This window comes from Bacillus sp. z26 (assembly GCF_058313635.1).
On sequence record NZ_JBZFQM010000001.1, the window covers coordinates 42,304 to 62,730 of the forward strand.

Here is a 20,427-nt window from a genome sequence, read left to right on the forward strand (position 1 = left end):
ATTCAAATTTTAAAATAAAAGAGCGTTATATAAAATGTTTTTTATTACTCTACACCCTATATAAAAAAGAAAAAAGTTCAACCAGAAAGTTCTGGCTGAACTATATAATAAAAATTTCTTTTTTTGTTAATTCATATAGCGATATTCTCTCAAACTATTTAAAATAGAAATTTCCTGTATGATTTTCTCACCAATATTGGTTTCTCTAACCTTTTTCCTGGTTAATTCTTTATCGACCAATCTTTTTATGGACAAAACATCTGTCCCGTTAAGTAAGACATCTTCTTTTGAATTAAAATGCTTATGGGCAACCAGCTGCATACCGTAGGAATTATAAAGCAATGTATATCCTGCTATACCTGTCGTTGATTGGTATGCTTTGGAGAAACCTCCATCAATTACAATCATCTTACCATTAGCCTTAATGGGATTTTCTCCATCAATTTCTTTAACAGGTGTATGACCATTTATGATATGACCCGTGTCAGGATCTAAATCGAATTCAGTAAGTATTTTGCGGCAAATTTCTTCATTTTCGCGCAAATGGTAATATATATTCTTTTTCTCTTTATGAGTAGCCTTGTCCTTAATAAAATACCTCTCAAAAGTTGTCATTTCTCTTTTACCAAAGAGTGATGAATATTCTCCTGTCCATAAATACCAGACCATATCCGTCGCAAGATCATCAGTATGCTCAGGATGCGCAAAAGAATGCCGTAAATAATGTTCAAAAACATCAAGTAATTCACGCCCTGAATAGGTGTTATTTTCGATAGTCATTTTCTCCATATTTCCTTCTTCATCCAAAGGAATACATCCATGTATCAATAAATTCCCATTATATTTTAAATAAAGACTCCCTTTCTTCATGAGAAAATTCATATGTCTGGCCAGCTTTTCTGAATTCTGAATTGAAAATAACAATCTTTCCATAACCTGCTTTTCTTCCTCTAATAACTGAGCAGGCTGCTCGGGATTTACCGTAGCAAAGCAAGTATTTTCAAGCAAGTAAGCCTTCCCATAAATGGTTATTTCATTCTTGTCATAATCAATTTTTTCAAGCAAAAGTCTTTCGGACATATTAAAATACGGACGTCTTTTTATAATAGGCATTTCGAGTTTGAACTGAATTATCGCAATTGCTTGATGAATTTTCGTTATTTGTAATTTTTCATGATCAGATAGATTTTTATCCGAATGTACCTTAGGTCTAAAAGCTGGATTGTCATCATAGTATTTCTCAGCTAGAGTTAGAAGAGGTCTCAGATTGATTCCATAAACATCTTCAATAATATCCAGATTGTCGTATCTTGCGCAGATACGAATGATATTAGCGAGACAGACCAGTGAACCGGAGAAAGCACCCAGCCATAGTACATCATGGTTCCCCCACTGAATATCTACAGAATGATAATTGATCAGAGTATCCATGATTTTATCAGGTTCAGGTCCACGATCATAAATATCCCCAACTACATGGAGATGATCGACAACCAATCTCTGAGTTGTATATGCAAGACCAGTTAAGAGTTTATCAGCCTGACCTAAGGAGATGATTTGCTCAACAATTTCTTTATAATATTTCTCCTTATTCATTTGATTCGTTTTGTATAGCAGTTCTTCAATAATAAACACAAACTGGCTCGGCAAAGCTTTTCGCAATTTCGAACGTGAATATTTGGATGAAGCATAAGAAATAAGCCTGATCATTCGCTCGATGGTAACAATATACCACTGATTCAATTCTTGTTTATTATTAAATTGATTTTTAATTAATTTCAATTTTTCTTCTGGGTAATAAACTAATGTCGCAAATTCATTTATTTCATTTTCTAATAAAACATCTTGAAACAGATCCTTGATTTTTTGTTTTACATTCCCTGAACCGTTTCTCAACACATGTTGAAAAGCTTGATACTCTCCATGTAAATCACTGACAAAATGTTCTGTTCCCTTTGGCAGATTAAGGATAGCTTCCAGATTAATAATTTCTGTTACTACTTTTTCTTCACAATCATACTTTTGGACAAGTAAGTCCAGATATTTTGTATTCAAATTTATGTATCTCCTTTACGACATTTTTATTACTCTAATCGAATGGATCTAATTAATAAAGCGTAAAAACGCGAATGACTACTTATTATAAATCATCCAAATTACTGAATGTATTAATTTAATTATAATTTATTTATACTAATAGGAGAATATAGATATTTTATTTTTCACCTATTTAACTGTAAGTTATTTACAATGATAGTTGCATTCAATCCAATTACTTTCATTGAAGTGCTCCCTAATAAGTAGAAAGATGAAAAATATAATCTATTTGCAATTTGGGATGTCTTTTATGAAAATTTCAAGAGAAGAAAATTTAGTTTTTAAATTTCCATAAAAAATAGCTACTTCACTCTTAGTGATGTAGCTGAGGTAATATAAAGATGATTTTCGAACGATCAAAAATTTGCAAAGTGGTTACCTTTATTTGGAGTAGATGATTGTTTTATTCAGATTTATCCGTATACATGGAACGACTGTATTCTTTTGTAAAAACACTAATTCATTTTTTCACTTAATTCAGCCTGATTTACAAAGAGATTTTCCTTTTATTTCTCCAATCGCGTTGACATCCCACATTGTTGCCGCAATGCAGAGTAGGCTTGATTTACTTTAAAATAATTAGAATGTTCCGACAATTAAGTACCCACTTTTTTCAGATAAACTATAACCTTCCACTTGGCTATCGTATTCCACAGATACATGTGCTCCCGTTTCCAAAACTAAATCTATATTATGTTGTATACCTTTATAACCTTGTCGATTTTCCGGGTACATTGCTTTTACGAGACTTGCATGTTCTACTTTGATACTCAACATACCGGAAGAAAACCCTCCTATATGTTTTCCATCTTTAATAATGATGAATACATCTGATTGATTCAATGCATAGATTTTTGCACCATAACTCACTGCAGCATCAATAAAATAGGGCATATTTGAACTTGGATCTACCTTGGTTTTATCCATAAATAATCTATATGTTTGCCCATTCAATATAAAGACGTCTTCTTCACTGCTCTCCGTATCTTCTATTGTATTTGGCTGATTATTATTTTCTATTGTGTTGAGTGAATCATCTTCACTTACTTTTGGTTTGTTACTTTCTTGTACATCGACTTCTGTAATTGTTGGTTGCTTATTATTGTTAGAAGATGAGGTATCCGGCGATGAGTTCAAAGGTGTGGATTGATTTGTTTGTTTGTCTGAGGTGTATTTCTTGGTTTTTAATACCATATCTTTTTCTATGGGATCTGTGATCCTATATCCATTATTATTTTCTGCTTCTGATACCCTTTTAGAACCGTCATAATGAAAAGCGCCAACTGCCGAAAAAAATAAAACCATAAAAATAAGTACGGACCATTTTTTTGCCATAATCCATTCACTCCCCTTCTTACTTACATTATAAATATCCAAATATTAGAAATCAATACTAATGTTACATTTATTACAAAAACATTTCAAATATTTCACTCTATGTCATAAAAACTTTATGATGCCCTTTTCCTGGCATATTAGTTGTCTCATCATTGAATAAATAGAATTTAACTTTTTTAATCAGCAATTATACATCCTCTTTGGATATGTTCTAAGATTCCATTTTAACCAACGATTCCTTCTAATGCAGTATTATAGAAAGTTAGACTTTCCACCCTTAAACACATATATGCTTTAATACTTGTTTTATGAATTCTCACTTAAGTTTCCCTAATCCATAAATTTTTTATAGTAGTTAAGATTGTTATTTATCTTTTATAAGCATCACTCAATATTAACGCTGATACATATCCAAGTTGTGGAGTTTTGTATCAGCGTTTCTGTTGCATTGATTTTTCAAATGTACAATAGCTCATAAATCTCATTTAATTGCTTGGCTCGTTCTTCGTCCTGCTCTTGGTTCGAATAGGCAATGGCATCTTCTAAAATTCGATTGAGGTATTGACTTTCACTTTCTGATAAATCTCGGACAAACTGTTCTCCGCTTGCGTAATTTTTATCTGAAATGCGATCATAGATATTCTCTCCAACACTACTGTCTTCGGCATGCGCCGATAAAATCTCCTGTAAATAGGCTAATGACTGGTTCATAAAATACACTCCTATATTAAACCATATTTATTCTCTTATTCTTTACAGTTGAGAATAAATCATACCAGCCATTCTCCAAGCACCATATACAAGTTTTAGGAGCATCAACATTTATAAAAAAAGCCTAAACCTCTATCTTCATGGTTTAGACTTTTCCATACCTACTTATTCGAAACTCTATCCTGAATCATTTCTCTTAATTTTGCCTTCAAAAACTTACCAACAGAGGTTTTTGGAATTTCGTCCATAAAGATGATTTCATCGGGCAGCCACCATTTAACAAATTGAGGTTCAAGGAAGGAGCGAATTTCTGCTTCTGTTACTTTCCCTCTATATTCAGGTTTTAGAACAACACAGCCAACAGGTCTCTCCTGCCACTCGGGATGCGGAATGGCTACAACACTTGCTTCAAATACCGCTTCATGAGCCATTAGCGCGTTTTCGAGATCGACCGATGAAATCCATTCGCCACCGCTTTTGATTAAATCCTTCGTACGATCGACAAGTTTAATCGTGCCTTCTTCGTCTACAGTGGCTACATCTCCCGTCAACAGCCATCCGTCTTTAAATGCATCGGCAGTCCGTTCATCACGATAATATTCATCGGCGATCCAGTTGCCACGCAACATTAATTCACCCATATCTCTTCCGTTCCATTCAACCTCGCCATCTGCTCCAACAATCTTCATTTCTAACCCGGGCACGAGCAGTCCTTGTTTCGCTCTAATATCAATCAGCTCTTCTTCGGGTAAGTCTAACTGATAACTTTTCAAACGAGATACAGTTGCCAATGGAGTTGTCTCTGTCATGCCGTATGCATGCAAAAACGGTATTTTGTATTTGATTTCAAATTGCCTGATCAGCCCTTTTGGTGCAGCCGAACCACCGCATAGAATAAATTCCAGTGAACTTGTATCATACGTACCCTTCTCAAGCTCCTGTAAGAGACCTAACCAAATGGTCGGAACACCTGCTGTTTTAGTTACACCTTCTGATTGGATAAACTCAGCCAGTAACTTTGGATTAAACTGAGGCCCAGGAAGAATTTGCGTCGTACCAAACCAAGTAGCTGCAAACGGTAACCCCCAAGCATTCACATGAAACATTGGTACTACCGGCATGACCACATCACGTTCAGAAATAGCTGCTGTATCAGCGAGGCCAAGGGCATAACTATGCAGCACAATTCCACGGTGAGAGTACTCTACCCCTTTTGGATTTCCGGTAGTTGCGGAAGTATAGCACATCCCTGCTATTTCATTTTCATCTAAGTCTTTTGTAAAGGCAGTTTCGGGATTCCCTTCTGCTATGAGTTCTTCATAGGAATACACAGGAGTAAGATTTGTCGTCGGAATTTCTGTTTTATCCGTCATGATGATGTAGGCTTTAACAGTAGTCAATGATGGGGCAATTCTTTCTATGAGAGGTAAAATGTCTTCATCAATCAGGAGCACTTTATCTTCTGCGTGATTAATAATGTAGGTGATATGTTCAGCAGACAATCGAAAATTAATGGTGTGGACAATAGCGCCAATGCCGGGAACTGCAAAGTATGCTTCGAGATGGCGATGGTGATTCCATGCCAGCGTGCCGACTTTGTCACCTTTTGATACATCCAGATTCCGGAGTACATTCGCCAGTTTTCTCGTTCTTTCACCGATTTCCTTGTATGTTAATCGATGTATCCTATCATGCGTCCTTGATACCACTTCTTTCTTCGGAAAGACTTTTTCGGCTCTTTCCAGCAACGAATGGACAGTTAATGGTACATGCATCATTATGATTACCCCTTCCTACTATCAAATTAATAAAGTACTCTCGAGGTACTGGTGACCCTAAACCTCGAGAAATATTCTCTAAATTCTTTAAAGTCCCAGCTTTTTAGCAATGATGGTCTTCATAATCTCATTTGTTCCAGCATAAATACTGCTTACCGGAGTATCCCGGAATCGTCTGGCAATCTTGTATTCTTCCATGTACCCATATCCTCCGTATAGCTGCATACAGTCGACTGAGATACGCTTTGCCATATCAGTTAATTTCCACTTGGCCATCGAGACTTCTGTTACCACATTCTTACCAGCTATGTGATCACCAATTAACTGATCAAGAAAGACTCGTCCCATTTTAATGTCTGAAGAAATCTCGGCCAGTTTAAACTGTGTATTCTGGAAATCGCTGATTGATTTACCAAATGCTTTTCTTGATTTCACATATTCGAGCGTCATCTGAAACATATCCTCAGCGGCAATCTGCGCTGATATAGCTACGATTAATCGTTCTTGCTGGAGCTTGTCCATCATATACAGGAAGCCTTGTCCCTCTTCACCTAATAAATTTTCCTTTGGAACGATACAATCCTCGAATAGGAGTTCCGCTGTATCCTGGCAATGCATGCCAACCTTTTCTAACTTACGCCCTCTTGAGAAGCCTTCCATATTCCTTTCGACAACAAGCAAGCTAATTCCTTTATGCTTCGGTACAGCCTGCAGATCCGTTTTACAGGCTACTATGATAAGGTCTGCATGAATACCGTTCGTGATGAAAGTCTTCTGTCCATTTAAAACATAATGGTCTCCTTTTAATTTTGCAGAGGTTGATATAGAAGCCAAATCCGAACCCGCACCTGGTTCAGTCATGGCAATGGCAGTAATCATCTCTCCACTTACACATTTAGGAAGCCATTTGTCCTTCTGTTCTTTTGAACCGAAAGTGTTTATATACGGGACAACGATATCATTATGAAGACCAATCCCAATTGTACCCGATCCAACCCGTTCGAGTTCTTCATTAATGACAACCGATATCCCCCAATCTGTTTCCAAGCCCCCATACTGCTCAGCTATATCCGGACACAAATAACCTTCTTGACCAAGTTTGATCCAAAATTCCCGTGGAATCAGTTTCTCTTTCTCCCACTGATCATAGTATGGATAGGCCTCCTTTTCTAAGAACTTACGAAAGGATTTTCTAAATATGTCATGCTCTTCATTTAAATAAGGATGCATCTGATATTTCCTCCTCATGTATGTAAGCGCTTAAATAATAACCTATGCTTTTTATATTAGAGACCATGATTAAGAAAGTCACGAATATTTTAATAATTTTCCAAAAAAATATAATAGTACATACCAATTCTTGAATAGACTATCACTAAGCTAATAGCCAGAAGTAAAAAATAAAGATTATATGACTTTAAAATAAAAAAAGAGGCCTGAGCCTCTTTTTAAAATTTAATTAACGTAGGCAATAATGCCTTCATCATCGTCCAATTCAAGTTCAATACCGGCAGCATAAGGATCCATTTGAAGCTCATGCTCAATATAAAAGCGCAATGCTTCAATCATATTTGCCGTAATAAGGATTTGAGATCTGCCGTTTACAAGTGCTTCTGCGGAGAATCCATATTCATCGTCATACATTAATTCCACTTCAACTTGTTCAGGATTGACTTGCTTTTTAGCAGCAATATAAACACAAAGTGCATTAATAATCTCTTGTTCTGATATTTTTATCCTCTCCACGTTCCGTCAACCTCTTTTCTTGGACGGTTGTTACGTGTGAAGATCTTTTTAATTAACCCGATAATAAGCACAATTACAAGCACATTTAATAATAATCCAAGCACGGATCCCATAGCGCCCATATTAGCCAGCAAGCCGCCGAATAATAATCCGGCAATACCGCCAAGCATCATGCTCTTCATGAAGCCGCCTTTATTAAATGAATTTGTTTTAGTTGCTTTAGCATTACTGTTAGTTGATGATTTTTGTTTATTTACAGTTGATTTATTTTGGTTGAAATTAGATTGGTTGTTATTCGAATTAAAAGATTTTTTTCCTGAACGATATGATTTCGCACTAACTTCATGTGAAGTTCCTACAAAAGTATGTTCCGCAACCGGTGCAAATACAAAGGTAATCAACATAAAAGCAGTTAACATTTTCTTTATCAAAATAATTCCTCCTGTAATTCTGGTATGTTTTTTTGTGTCAGGCTAAGTTTCCCATATTTGTATATACGAATCAAGTTTGAAGAAGTTTCATAGATTTTTATTTTTCTTCAACTTTTTTAGGTTAATTTATTATTATTTAATGAGTACCCTTTATCAAGAATAAAAATGTAAAAATTCATACTATATTACTACTCTTGAGAAACAAAAAAGTATAATATAAACACTATGAATATATTCAATCAGAAGGGATTAACTTTTTATGTATCATTCTATGTTTACCATAGCTGTGACCATAACGATCATGACCATTTTTTTAGTCATCATCCTTGCTAAACGTAACCCTCTAATTGCGTTTAAAATAATATGGGACAGTCGAAAAGACAAGAAATTGTGGATTCATTTTGCCTTACTGGGAATTATACTTCTCCTCAATAAACTGGAGTTGAAAATTGAGAGCAAATTTATTCATATCGGGGATTATTCGCATTTTTTCCATCAGTATGAAGGCACTTTGCTGGCAGATTTCCAAAATCTCTTGAATAATAGTTGGCTAACTGAATTAACCACTTTTTTCTACATCATCATATTTGTTACCTTAATCTCTACATCATTTGTCCTTTATCTAATCCAAAATGATAAACATCTATTTTATACGTTTATTTATGCCATTAGCTTAAATTATTTAATTGCCATACCCTTTTATCTTTTTTTACCTGTTAATGAGGTTTGGTATGTTCATAATCAGGTTAGCTTTTTAATCCCGGAAGTTTATCCGGACTTTGAGACACAATATCGAAATGTATCAGGATTAAATAATTGTTTCCCGAGCTTGCATAATTCTATATCATTAACTTTATTATTTTTAAGCTATAAATCGAATAATAAGCCTTTTAAATGGCTCATGACCGGCAGCGTTGGGATTATCATGTTCTCCACCATTTATCTTGGAATCCATTGGCTGACTGATATGGCTGCAGGTGTTGCCCTTGCCTTTACTGCCTTTACGATGGCTAATCTGGTATCTCTGATCGTTGCGAAGCCAGCTATAGTGAAGAGCAGATTCGCTCCCAACCTGGTATTTATGAAAAAAGACACTGTATCCTCAAATTCCGAAAAGCAAGCCAATTAATGAGCATCTTCAACTTAAAACATAAATTTAAAATGACGCCAAAACCCGTACGGATACTTATAATACCCCGCGGGTTCTGGCGTCTATTGTTTTACTATAATTAAATCCCTTTTATTTTCCCACCATCGACGAGTAACACTTGTCCGGTTACATACGTATTGATAATGGATAATAGAAAGACTGCATAGTTGGCAAATTCTTCAGGCTCCCCATATCTGCCAAGCGGGATTTGGTTTTGTGTATTTGTTCTTACTTCATGAGAGGAAATTCCCTGGCGCTCGGCCGTTTTTTCATCCAAATAAGTTATTCTGTCTGTAGATATGACACCTGGTGCAATCGTATTAATTAATATTTGGTCCCTTGCGAATTCGGAGGCTAGAGTCTTCGTTAATCCGGTAATGCCTAGGCGGAACGTGTTAGATAACAGCAATCCCTGAATCGGCTCCTTTACCGATGAAGAAGCCATATTTAAGATTCTTCCGCCCTTCTCTTTCATATGAGGATATACTTCGCGAATAATTCTTATATAGCTTAACAAATTCAACTCAAATGCATTTTGCCAGTCTTCATCAGATAACTCCATAAAGGTCCCGGCGGGTGGCCCTCCTGCATTATTGAGTAGTATATCAATTGTTCCAAACTCTTGGACAGTCTTGCTAACCAAATGTTTGATTTGATCTGGTTTCGTGATGTCTGCTTCACAGTAAGAAACCTTACCTTCTTTGTTAAACCGAATTAGTTCCTCTGCCACTCTTTTGAGCTTACTTGCGCTTCTGCCTGTAATCATCACATTTGCGCCTTCTTCCACTAACTTTTGCGCAATTGCTATTCCCAACCCCTGACTGGATGCAACCACCAGTGCATTTTTTCCTGCTAAATTAAGATCCACCTTTCTAACCTCCATTCTATTTCCATATCTTATTTTCACATTTAGAGAATTTGTTTGTCAAAAAACAATTTGAATGGGTATAGAAGGGTATAATATCTTCTTTCATCCAGAAACTAAGGATGAAGTTTTGCAGGAGGCAATGAAATAGTTATGAATAATTTATGGGAATGTATTGTAATAGGTGGAGGAATTGCCGGTACTCAGGCTGCCATACAGATGGGGAGAAGCCAGATTAACTGTTTAGTATTGGATTCAAAAGTAGCAGGACGCTCTAATTTATGCAAAGATTACCGGAATATCATCGGATGGCCTGAAGGTATCAGTGGGGAGGCTTTACGTGAAAAAGGGAAACAACAAGCTTCTGAAACAGGAGTTACTTTTATGAAAACTCATGTGAAGCAGATAACAAAAAAGGATGATGACTTTTTGGTGACAACCGAAAGTGGAACTCATCGAACCAAGACCCTTTTATTGGCTACCGGAATTACGGACCGTATACCTGACATTCCCAATCTAAGAGAGTGCCTGGGCAGTACCATTTATATATGTACAGATTGTGATGGTTATGAAGCACTTGATAAAAAAATTATTGTGATGGGTGCAGGCGATAGCGGTGCAAGTCTTGCTGTATCCTTATTAAATTGGACAGATGACATAACCTATATCAATCATGAAAAAACAGCTGTTACATCCGATATCCTCTCCAAACTAAAGGACCATCAGATTACGTATCTCGAAGAAGAGATTGAATCTGTGTCAAAGAAATCAGAAGATCTCTTTACAGGAGTCTACCTAAAAAACGGTGAATTTTTAAAAGCAGATCGAGCGTTTATTGGGTTTGGAGGGAATATAGTTCATACAGAATTAGCTAAACAAATTGGTGTCCATATCGAAAATAACAGACATATTAAAGTTGATGCCCGCACAAAAGAAACAAACATTAAAAATGTATGGGCAGCTGGAGATATTGTTTCACACTCTGAACAGGCCACCATTGCTATGGGTGATGCGACCCAGGCGGCAATTTGGATCAATAAACGATTAATGGAATATAAAAGAAAAGGAATAATGTAAACGAATGATCTATAGTAAATGAATAATAAACAAAGAGGCTGGGACATAACTTATAAACGATCCTGAAAAGACGAACGATATCTAATTTATCGGCTTTGTTACTTATTCAAGAGTTAAGTTGGAAGAAAAGTTCGTTCCATTGCGCTGCAGCCACTCGCTTTCCGCGGGGAGGAAGCTGAGCCTCCTCGGCTACGCCTGCGGGGTCTCAGCCTTTCCTCTACTTCCCGCAGGAGTCGGTGGCTTCCGCTCCATTCCACTAAGTTTAATAATGGTATACAGTAGTAACCAATCTATTGAAAATAAATAAAAATCCGAATTATTAGGCGAAATATTTATAAAAATATCACCTAATAGTTCGGATTTATCATTGACTGAAATACTTATGTCCCATCCTCTTTTTTCTGTTTATTTAAAAATATATCTGGTGTGCGCTTGGTATACATCCTCTTTTTTCAACGTTACCGGAGGGAAGTCCGGTTGGTTAATGGCATCGGGGAAACCTTGCGTTTCCAGGCATACAGCCATATGATGATGCGGACGGACTCCTCTGATTGCATAATCACCTTCATATTGATTACATGTATAAACAATGACAGCAGGTTGATCCGTTTCTACCAATAATGTACGACCGCTTTCAGGATCATATAAATGTATCTCTCTATTAAAATTGGAGTCCAATGCGAAAGGATGGTCAAAGCCATTTCCTACCAATTCGTTTTGTTTATAGCCGCTATCAACACCTTGCGAAATCGGCTTGCTATCCAGGAAATCAAATGGTGTTCCTTCAACTGGAATCAATTGACCAGTCGGAATAGAATCATCCCGAAGTTCTATAAATCGACTGCTCTTCATTTGTAATTCATGATTATCAATTGTTTTGTTCAAGTCTCCACTCAAATTAAAATATGTATGGTTTGTTAGATTAATGATAGTATCTTCATCAGTGGTTGCTTTATAGTAAATATCTAATTGATTATTTTCATTCACTGCGTACGTTGTTGTAATGTCTACCTGACCAGGAAAGCCTTCTTCTCCCGCTTTACTTGTATAGCTGAATTCAACCCGAACAGCATCGTTTTCCTCTATTACTTTATAATCCCATAGGACATGGCTGAATCCCTTAACGCCTCCATGTAAATGGTTATCACCCTCATTTTGAATTAACTGATAGGACTTTCCGTTAAGGATAAACTGTCCATTCGCGATTCTACCAGCTATTCTGCCAACGATTGCTCCAAAGTACGGGGAATAATCCATATAATCTTCTATACGATCAAAACCCAATACGATATTCTCCAAATTCCCCTCGCCATCTGGTGCTATAATATCAGTGATCACACAACCATAATTAATAAAGCGAACTGTAAATCCTGATTTATTTGTAATGGAAAACTGTATAACTTCTTGATCCTCAATCTTTCCAAATACCTTTTGTTCGATTTTCATGTACTATTTCTCCTTATCCTATTAGTAGTACTGTTCTCAATAACTATTTTTAGAAATACTAAGTTCCATCAAATATTCGAGATGATTGTTAATCATTCCATTAGTTGGTTATTTATATGGTAGCGCATGATATTTCCATAACCTTTTTTTATTTGATTCATTTGTTATGCAAAGACCGTTTTAATGATTTCTTGAGATATTTATTATTCAACTATATATCTACCTTTTAATCATAAAAAATAAACAGGAATTAGAGAAAATATAAGTCTCTAATGCCTGCCCATTTATTATTTTTACTGCAGTAGGCATGTCTTCAAACTAATCTAATTGCCCTAAGATATTGATTGATATTCAATTTCTGTGTCTCAAGGACATTAATACGGTCCGCGAATATAATCACGTACTTCCTTTACATAAAAGGTATGAAGTTTTTCTAACTCCTCTTCTGTAAAGGAATTTGTATGAATCGCTTTCAGATTTTGATTAACCTGTGCCACATTTTTAAATCCAGGTATTGCACAAGTGATTTCGTCATGATCAAGTATCCATCGTAAGGCCGAATTTGCTAAGGATTCTCTGCCTTCCGCAATCCAGGAAAGCTTATCAGCCAATTCTACTCCTTTTGAGAACTCAAGACCAGCGAATGTTTCCCCTACATTAAACTTCTCTCCGTTTGCATTGAAGCGGCGGTGATCATTCTCATCAAATTTTGTTTGTGAATTGAACTTCCCTGTTAATAATCCACTTGCTAGTGGCACACGGGCCAATATACCAACCCCTTGTTTTTTAGCAGCAGGGAAAAGCTCTTCAAGTGGCTTTTGACGAAATAAATTGAAAATAACCTGCAACGCCCTGACACCAGGTATAGTCAGGCAGTACAGTCCTTCTTCAACAGTCTCTACACTCACGCCATAATGGCGTATTTTGCCCTCCTGCTGAAGTTTATCCAATACAGTAAATACATCCGTATTCTGTAATATATGCAAGGGAGGACAATGAATCTGATATAAATCTATTCTTTCACGGCCAAGTCGCTTTAAACTGGCCTCGCAATATGCTCGTATGGTCTCTTCTGAATACGTATTTGGATCGTGGATATCACCGGCTCGACAAAATTTAGATGCAATATAGATGGTATCCTCTTTTCCTTTCGTTGCTTGCCTCAGCAACTCTTCACTTCTGCCACTCCCATATACATCCGCAGTATCAAAGAAATTAACTCCATTCTCCATAGCACGATTTAAACCAAGAAGAGCATCCTGGGTATCAGACTCTCCCCAATCACCGCCAATACCCCATGTACCAAAACTAATTTCACTGACAGATAAATCTGTATTTCCAAGTTTACGATATTTCATTTTTAGGTTACTCCTTTAAGTAAAATTGATTATGAAGATTTATTTTTGTTATAAACATCAAAACCTACAGCCAACAACAGCACTAAGCCTTTAATTGTTTGTTGATAATCTACACCTAAACCGATTAAAGACATCCCATTGTTTAAGACACCCATTACCAATCCGCCCACTACTGCTCCAATAACTGTACCTATACCGCCATATGCGGAAGCTCCGCCAATAAAGACCGCAGCAATCGCATCCAACTCAAAAGAGTTCCCCGCTTTTGGAGTCGCCGCATTTAACCGAGCTGCAAATAATAACCCTGATAAAGCAGATAATACACCCATATTCACAAATACCCAGAAGGTTAGCCATTTGGTTTTAATACCCGATAATTTCGCTGCTTTTTCATTGCCTCCCAGTGCATATAAATGTCGGCCAGGAACTGTTTTATTCGTAAAGAATGAGTAAGCGACAATTAATACGACTAAAATAACCAAAATATTAGGGATACCTTCATATGAAGCTAGGAAATAAGCAAATATATTCATAACTGCTACTATAAATACCAGCTTTAAAGTAAATAGCCACATAGGAAGTACTTCAAAATTGTAAGACTGTTGTTTTTTACGTTTACTTAATTCACCCCATATTAGCAGGAGAGAGATTAAAACTCCGACAATCATAGTCAATAAATCTAATTCTCCCGTTTTATTCAATCCCGGTATGAACCCTGTGCTGATTTTTCGGAAAGAATCAGGAAATGGTGCAATAGATTGCCCGTTAAGAACAAGCATTGTAAGTCCCCGGAAAATCAGCATCCCCGCGAGTGTAACAATAAAGGCAGGAACCCTAAGGAATGCTACCCAGAACCCATGCCAAGCTCCTATTAATGCTCCAATGATAAGACAAAGCACTACAGATAACCAAATCGGCAAATTCATTTCAATCATAAATATGGCTGACATAGCGCCAACAAACGCTACAATCGATCCAACAGAAAGGTCGATATGCCCCAAAATAATGACCAAAAGCATACCAATAGCCAAAACAAGAATATAGCTATTTTGCATAATTAGATTTGTAATATTAAGAGGTTTTAGTAAGATTCCATCTGTTAATACTTGAAACAATACCATAATAAAAATCAGAGCCAGTATCATTCCATACTGTCTTATATTATTTTTTACTAAGCTAGTAAGTGTTTTCACAGCTGTTCCACTCCTGTCCTGGTCATGTATTTCATAATTTTTTCTTGTGAAGCATCATGGCGGTTAAACTCTGCAGTAAATGTACCCTCACGCATGACATAAATTCTGTCACATATTCCTAATATCTCAGGCAGTTCTGATGATATAACCAAGACTCCTATTCCTTTGTCTGCCAATTCATTTATAATAGAATAGATTTCATACTTAGCACCCACGTCAATCCCGCGCGTAGGTTCATCTAATATAAAGATTTCCGGTTCAGTAAAAATCCATTTACTTAACACAACTTTTTGCTGATTTCCGCCGCTCAAATTCATCGCTTTTTGCAGGATGCTCGGACTTTTGATATTCATTTTTTTACGATATTTTTCTGCTTCTATAATTTCCTGGTTTTCGTTCACGACTGTATTCTTCGATATTTTATTTAGATTTGCTAATGTTATATTTGTTTTAATATCTTCTTCTAAAACAAGGCCAAATGATTTACGGTCCTCAGTTACGTAAGCAATTCCATTTTTAATGGCTTGCGTAATATTTTTTAACTTCAATTCTTTTCCATTTTTAAAAAGTTGACCAGAAACTTTTTTGCCGTATGCTTTACCAAAAATACTCATCGCCAGCTCAGTTCTCCCAGCCCCCATTAAGCCGGCTATCCCTATGATCTCACCTCTATTTATGTGAAAACTGACATCATCAACAATGTTTCTGTCCGGATTATTTTCATCTTGAACCGTCCAATTTTTCACTTCCAAAATGGTTTCTCCAATATTTGATGTGTGATCTGGATACCGGTTCGTCAGGTCGCGCCCGACCATGCCTTTAATAATTCGATCCTCTGTAACCCCTTTTTTCATATCGAGGGTTTCAATTGTCTTGCCATCACGCAGGATGGTTATGGAATCTGCCACTTTAGCGATCTCATTTAATTTATGTGAGATAATGATGGAAGTCATTCCTTGTCTCTTGAATTCAAGCATTAATTCCAAAAGATTTTCACTATCATCCTCATTTAAAGCAGCAGTTGGTTCATCTAAAATTAGTAATTTCACCTTTTTGGATAAAGCTTTTGCAATTTCAACCAATTGTTGTTTCCCCACACCTAACTGATTAACAGGTGTATCTGGCGATTCATTTAACCCAACAATTTTCAGTAAGTCTAGCGTTTTCACGATTGTTTCATTAAAATTAATGATTCCGTTTTTTGTTTGCTCATTCCCAATAAATATATTTTCAGAGATTGATAGATATGGAATTAAAGCTAACTCTTGATGGATGATAACAATCCCCAAATTTTCACTTTGCTTAATATTTTTAAATTCACATACTTCTCCATTAAATAAGATATCTCCTGAATAAGTGCCATGTGGGTATACTCCACTTAATACTTTCATTAATGTGGATTTTCCTGCTCCATTTTCTCCGCAAAGGGCATGAATTTCTCCTTCTTTGATTTTCAAATTCACTTGATCAAGAGCTTTTACCCCAGGGAATGTCTTCGTGATATTTTTCATTTCCAATAAAATTGATGACACGCCATTCACCTCAATTGTATAAATTGGGATGCCGTTTGATTAATTACATTACAATCAAACAGCATCCACCTATCATTTTGTTACTTACTTAATTCTTCTTCTGTGTAATATCCACTATCTACTAATATTTCTTTATAATTTTCTTTATCTACTATAACTGGTTCTAAAAGATAAGATGGTACGACTTTGCTTCCATTGTCGTATGTTTTAGTGTCGTTTACTTCTGCTTCCTTGCCTTTTAGGACTGCATCTGTCATTTCAACTGCTTTTTTAGCTAATGCTCTCGTATCTTTAAATATGGAAGATGTTTGTTCACCGGCAATGATCGATTTTACTGATGCTAAATCAGCATCCTGTCCAGTAATAATTGGTAATGGTTTACTTTCTGTTCCATAACCAACCCCTTTTAAAGAAGATATGATACCGATAGCGAGTGCATCATTCGGGGATAAAACCGCATCTACACGCTCAGATGAATATTGTGAGCTTAGCAAGTTATCCATACGAGTTTGCGCTGTTGCCCCATCCCAGCGTAAAGTAGCGATTTTCTTCATATCTGTTTGTTTACTTCTAACAATCAATTTCCCTGAATCTATGTATGGTTTTAAGACTGACATTGCACCATCATAGAAAAAGTATGCGTTGTTATCGTCTGGAGACCCGCCAAATAATTCAATATTAAATGGTCCTTTTCCATCTTTAAGACCAAGTTTTTCTTCAATATAGGAGCCTTGTAAAACACCAACTTTGAAGTTGTCAAATGTGGCGTAATAGCTCACATTATCCGTCCCTTTAATCAAGCGGTCATAAGATATAACTTTAATATCCTGGTCTGCTGCTTTTTGTAAAACCTCTGTTAAAGATTCACCATCGATGGAGGCGATCACTAAAATATCTACTCCTTTAGTAATCATATTTTCAATTTGGGCAATTTGATTTTCAATGACATCTTCGCCGTATTGAAGATCTGTTTTGTACCCTAATTTTTCAAATTCTTTGACCATATTCTCTCCATCAAATACCCAACGCTCCGATGACTTTGTTGGCATGGCTATTCCAACAAATCCTTTTTCATCACTGCTGGATTTTTCTTCGCCTCCACATGCCGCCAAGGTAAATACCAACACAAACATCATTATGGCAGTAATAAACTTTCTCATTTTATTATCCTCTCCCTTTTTTAAAAAATAAGGTTCCTAATTCAATTTAGCCCCATAATGAGTTGAATATAGAAACCTTTCAAAAAATGCATAGACTATTATTTTTTTATTTGCTTAATTCTTCTTCTGTATAATATCCACTATCTATTAAAATCTCTTTATAATTCTCTTTATCAACTGAAACTGGCTCCAATAGATAAGATGGAACAACCTTTTTTCCATTATCATAGGTTTCAGTATCATTTACTTCCGCTTCCTTACCTTTTAGGACTGCATCGGCCATTTCAACTGCTTTTTTAGCTAATGCTCTCGTATCTTTAAATATGGTTGATGTTTGTTCACCTGCAATAATCGACTTCACTGATGCCAACTCCGCATCCTGACCAGTAATAATTGGTAATGGTTTACTTTCTGTTCCATAACCAACCCCTTTTAAGGAAGATATAATACCTATACTGATTCCATCAAACGGTGATAGAACCGCATCTACACGATCTGATGAATATTTTGAACTAAGTAAGTTGTCCATACGTGATTGTGCTGTTGCCCCATCCCAGCGTAAAGTAGCAATTTGCTTCATATCTGTTTGGTTACTTTTAACAACTAATTTACCTGAATCTATGTATGGTTTTAAGACTGACATTGCCCCATCATAGAAAAAGTATGCGTTGTTATCGTCTGGTGATCCGCCAAATAATTCAATATTAAATGGTCCTTTTCCATCTTTAAGGCCAAGTTTGTCTTCAATGTATGAGGCTTGTAAAACACCCACTTTAAAGTTGTCAAATGTGGCGTAATAGCTTACATTATCTGTCCCTTTAATTAAGCGGTCATAAGATATAACTTTAATATCCTGGTCTGCCGCTTTTTGTAGTACTTCTGTCAATGATTCACCATCGATGGAGGCGATTACTAAAATATCTACTCCTTTAGTAATCATATTTTCAATTTGGGCGATTTGATTTTCAATGACGTCTTCACCATATTGAAGATCCGTTTTATATCCTAACTTTTCAAACTCTTTAACCATATTTTCTCCATCAAATACCCAACGCTCCGATGACTTTGTTGGCATAGCTATTCCAACGTAACCCTTTTCATCACCGCTTGATTTTTCATCGCCACCACAAGCCGCTAATGTAAATATCAACGCAAACATCATTAATGCAGCAACAAACTTTTTCATCTGATTAACCTCTCCTTTTGTTAAAATATAGTTTCTTATTCAATAAACCTCTTAAAAAATCAGAATATAGAAACCTTTCAAATTAATGGATACGCTTACAATAATATCATACTACTTGTTAGTACAAGTGCGCTACTAAATTATGCTTATTTGCAATTTTTTTACAATAATTTGTGAACAAAATAAAAAACCCATTTTGGTGGGTTTTAGATTATACTCTTATATTTTTTTCGTTGAATTTCGAACAATTAACTCTGGTTTATAAATCATCGAAGGAAGAACCTCATCTTTATTTTCAATCAGCTGGATAATTGTTTCGGCTGCTTTCCTTCCCATTTCACTTTTAGGATGACTGACAGTAGTTAATTTAACTTCAGATGCAGTCGCTAAATTTGAGTCATCGAAACCTACAATTGATAAATCATCAGGTACACTTATTCCGTACTGCCTAATAACATCAAGAGCAGTCAGTGCTATTTCATCATTATAACAGAAGAGCCCTGTAGGTCTTTGTTCAGAATTTAATAGTTTCTTAAATTCTTCATTCAAAACCTTTTCTTTTTCTATTGTTGTATACGGTAGAATCATATTTGGTAAGATCGGGATGCCATGCTCCCGATGTGCTTTAATAAATCCCTGCATCCTCTTAACGCCTTGTTGATCATCCGTTTTAAAGAGTCCTGCGATGCTTGTATGCCCCAATTTAATCAAGTGTTCAGTAGCCATATAAGCACCTAACTCATCGTCTACCGTTAAGCTATAGGGATTGAGTTCAGGATAATAGGCATTAATCATAAGATACGGTATTTTTTTTCTTTCTAAATTTAAATAGTATTTCAAATTGGGGTTATAGAAATTACTTTTAGTCGGTTCGACAATCAAACCAGCAATATTTCTGTTAAATAAATTCTCCAGGCAAATCTTCTCTTTATTTAAATCATTATTCGTACTATAAAGGAGCAGAGTATATCCTTTACTGCTTAAATAGGATTCAACTCCATTAATTATGGAGGGGAATATATAATTTGATATATATGTAGTCAGGAGAGCAATTGTTTTTTCAGCTGGTTGCTTTGCGTTTCGGTCAGCACAAAAGGTACCTGAACCTTGCTCTGTATATAACCAGCCTTCATTGACAAGATCATTAATTGCTTTGCGAACCGTATGTCTGCTAACTCCAAATTTCTGAGTTAACTCAGATTCAGAGCTTATGCGCTGATAAGGTATATATTTTCCACTTTCTATGAGCTTCCTAATCTCTATCTTAACTTGTTCGTATTTTTTCAACATATAAATCACCCCCATATGAACATACAAATCATAAACAGTTTACCATAACTTATATGTACATGTTAGAGG

At 35.9% G+C, this 20,427-nt stretch carries 17 protein-coding genes; 2 read left to right on the forward strand and 15 right to left on the reverse strand.

Features of this window, described 5'->3' with window-relative positions; translation table 11 throughout:
• Positions 1 to 126 precede the first annotated feature (126 nt).
• The 7 genes from fbp to AC4G3K_RS00210 form a co-directional block, all read right to left on the reverse strand.
• Positions 127 to 2,055: a fructose-1,6-bisphosphatase gene (fbp, locus tag AC4G3K_RS00180; RefSeq protein WP_491132049.1), complete on the reverse strand. Its 1,929-nt coding sequence runs from the start codon at positions 2,053 to 2,055 to the stop codon at positions 127 to 129.
• Positions 2,056 to 2,676: 621 nt separating this feature from the next.
• The gene (locus AC4G3K_RS00185; protein ID WP_491132050.1) at positions 2,677 to 3,432 is read right to left on the reverse strand and encodes a hypothetical protein; all 756 of its coding nucleotides are present in this window, start codon (positions 3,430 to 3,432) and stop codon (positions 2,677 to 2,679) included.
• 459 nt (positions 3,433 to 3,891) lie between these two features.
• Positions 3,892 to 4,146 (reverse strand): sigma-G-dependent sporulation-specific acid-soluble spore protein CsgA, encoded by a 255-nt coding sequence (locus AC4G3K_RS00190; RefSeq protein WP_491075261.1) that lies wholly within the window; start codon positions 4,144 to 4,146, stop codon positions 3,892 to 3,894.
• 161 nt (positions 4,147 to 4,307) lie between these two features.
• Complete coding sequence (locus tag AC4G3K_RS00195) at positions 4,308 to 5,924, reverse strand: long-chain fatty acid--CoA ligase (RefSeq protein ID WP_491132051.1); 1,617 nt, start codon at positions 5,922 to 5,924, stop codon at positions 4,308 to 4,310.
• A gap of 87 nt (positions 5,925 to 6,011) precedes the next feature.
• The gene (locus AC4G3K_RS00200; RefSeq protein WP_491132052.1) at positions 6,012 to 7,154 is read right to left on the reverse strand and encodes an acyl-CoA dehydrogenase family protein; all 1,143 of its coding nucleotides are present in this window, start codon (positions 7,152 to 7,154) and stop codon (positions 6,012 to 6,014) included.
• 225 nt (positions 7,155 to 7,379) lie between these two features.
• Positions 7,380 to 7,670 (reverse strand): YxcD family protein, encoded by a 291-nt coding sequence (locus tag AC4G3K_RS00205; RefSeq protein WP_491132054.1) that lies wholly within the window; start codon positions 7,668 to 7,670, stop codon positions 7,380 to 7,382.
• Positions 7,658 to 8,101: a hypothetical protein gene (locus AC4G3K_RS00210; protein ID WP_491075265.1), complete on the reverse strand. Its 444-nt coding sequence runs from the start codon at positions 8,099 to 8,101 to the stop codon at positions 7,658 to 7,660. The genes AC4G3K_RS00205 and AC4G3K_RS00210 overlap by 13 nt, the downstream gene beginning before the upstream one ends.
• 259 nt (positions 8,102 to 8,360) lie before the next feature.
• On the opposite strand from AC4G3K_RS00210, the gene AC4G3K_RS00215 reads away from it, so the two are divergent.
• Positions 8,361 to 9,230 (forward strand): phosphatase PAP2 family protein, encoded by an 870-nt coding sequence (locus AC4G3K_RS00215; RefSeq protein ID WP_491075266.1) that lies wholly within the window; start codon positions 8,361 to 8,363, stop codon positions 9,228 to 9,230.
• A gap of 100 nt (positions 9,231 to 9,330) precedes the next feature.
• On the opposite strand, the gene AC4G3K_RS00220 is transcribed toward AC4G3K_RS00215, so the two are convergent.
• The gene (locus AC4G3K_RS00220; protein WP_491132055.1) at positions 9,331 to 10,119 is read right to left on the reverse strand and encodes an SDR family oxidoreductase; all 789 of its coding nucleotides are present in this window, start codon (positions 10,117 to 10,119) and stop codon (positions 9,331 to 9,333) included.
• Positions 10,120 to 10,269: 150 nt separating this feature from the next.
• On the opposite strand from AC4G3K_RS00220, the gene AC4G3K_RS00225 reads away from it, so the two are divergent.
• Positions 10,270 to 11,193, forward strand: coding sequence for an NAD(P)/FAD-dependent oxidoreductase (locus tag AC4G3K_RS00225; protein WP_491132056.1), 924 nt, complete (start codon positions 10,270 to 10,272; stop codon positions 11,191 to 11,193).
• 405 nt (positions 11,194 to 11,598) lie between these two features.
• On the opposite strand, the gene AC4G3K_RS00230 is transcribed toward AC4G3K_RS00225, so the two are convergent.
• The 7 genes from AC4G3K_RS00230 to AC4G3K_RS00260 form a co-directional block, all read right to left on the reverse strand.
• The gene (locus AC4G3K_RS00230; protein ID WP_491132057.1) at positions 11,599 to 12,639 is read right to left on the reverse strand and encodes an aldose epimerase family protein; all 1,041 of its coding nucleotides are present in this window, start codon (positions 12,637 to 12,639) and stop codon (positions 11,599 to 11,601) included.
• Positions 12,640 to 13,013: 374 nt separating this feature from the next.
• Positions 13,014 to 13,997: an aldo/keto reductase gene (locus AC4G3K_RS00235; protein WP_491132058.1), complete on the reverse strand. Its 984-nt coding sequence runs from the start codon at positions 13,995 to 13,997 to the stop codon at positions 13,014 to 13,016.
• A gap of 29 nt (positions 13,998 to 14,026) precedes the next feature.
• A complete protein-coding gene (gene mmsB, locus AC4G3K_RS00240; protein ID WP_491075271.1) occupies positions 14,027 to 15,190 on the reverse strand; it encodes a multiple monosaccharide ABC transporter permease in 1,164 nt (387 codons plus the stop codon).
• Entirely contained in the window at positions 15,187 to 16,722 is a 1,536-nt protein-coding gene (gene mmsA, locus AC4G3K_RS00245) for a multiple monosaccharide ABC transporter ATP-binding protein (RefSeq protein WP_491075272.1), read from the reverse strand. Before mmsA ends, mmsB begins: the two co-directional genes overlap by 4 nt.
• Positions 16,723 to 16,802: 80 nt before the next feature.
• Positions 16,803 to 17,882: a multiple monosaccharide ABC transporter substrate-binding protein gene (gene chvE / locus AC4G3K_RS00250; RefSeq protein WP_491075273.1), complete on the reverse strand. Its 1,080-nt coding sequence runs from the start codon at positions 17,880 to 17,882 to the stop codon at positions 16,803 to 16,805.
• Between the two features lie 106 nt (positions 17,883 to 17,988).
• The gene (gene chvE, locus AC4G3K_RS00255; RefSeq protein WP_491075274.1) at positions 17,989 to 19,068 is read right to left on the reverse strand and encodes a multiple monosaccharide ABC transporter substrate-binding protein; all 1,080 of its coding nucleotides are present in this window, start codon (positions 19,066 to 19,068) and stop codon (positions 17,989 to 17,991) included.
• Between the two features lie 219 nt (positions 19,069 to 19,287).
• Positions 19,288 to 20,358 (reverse strand): GntR family transcriptional regulator, encoded by a 1,071-nt coding sequence (locus AC4G3K_RS00260; protein ID WP_491132059.1) that lies wholly within the window; start codon positions 20,356 to 20,358, stop codon positions 19,288 to 19,290.
• Positions 20,359 to 20,427 lie beyond the last annotated feature (69 nt).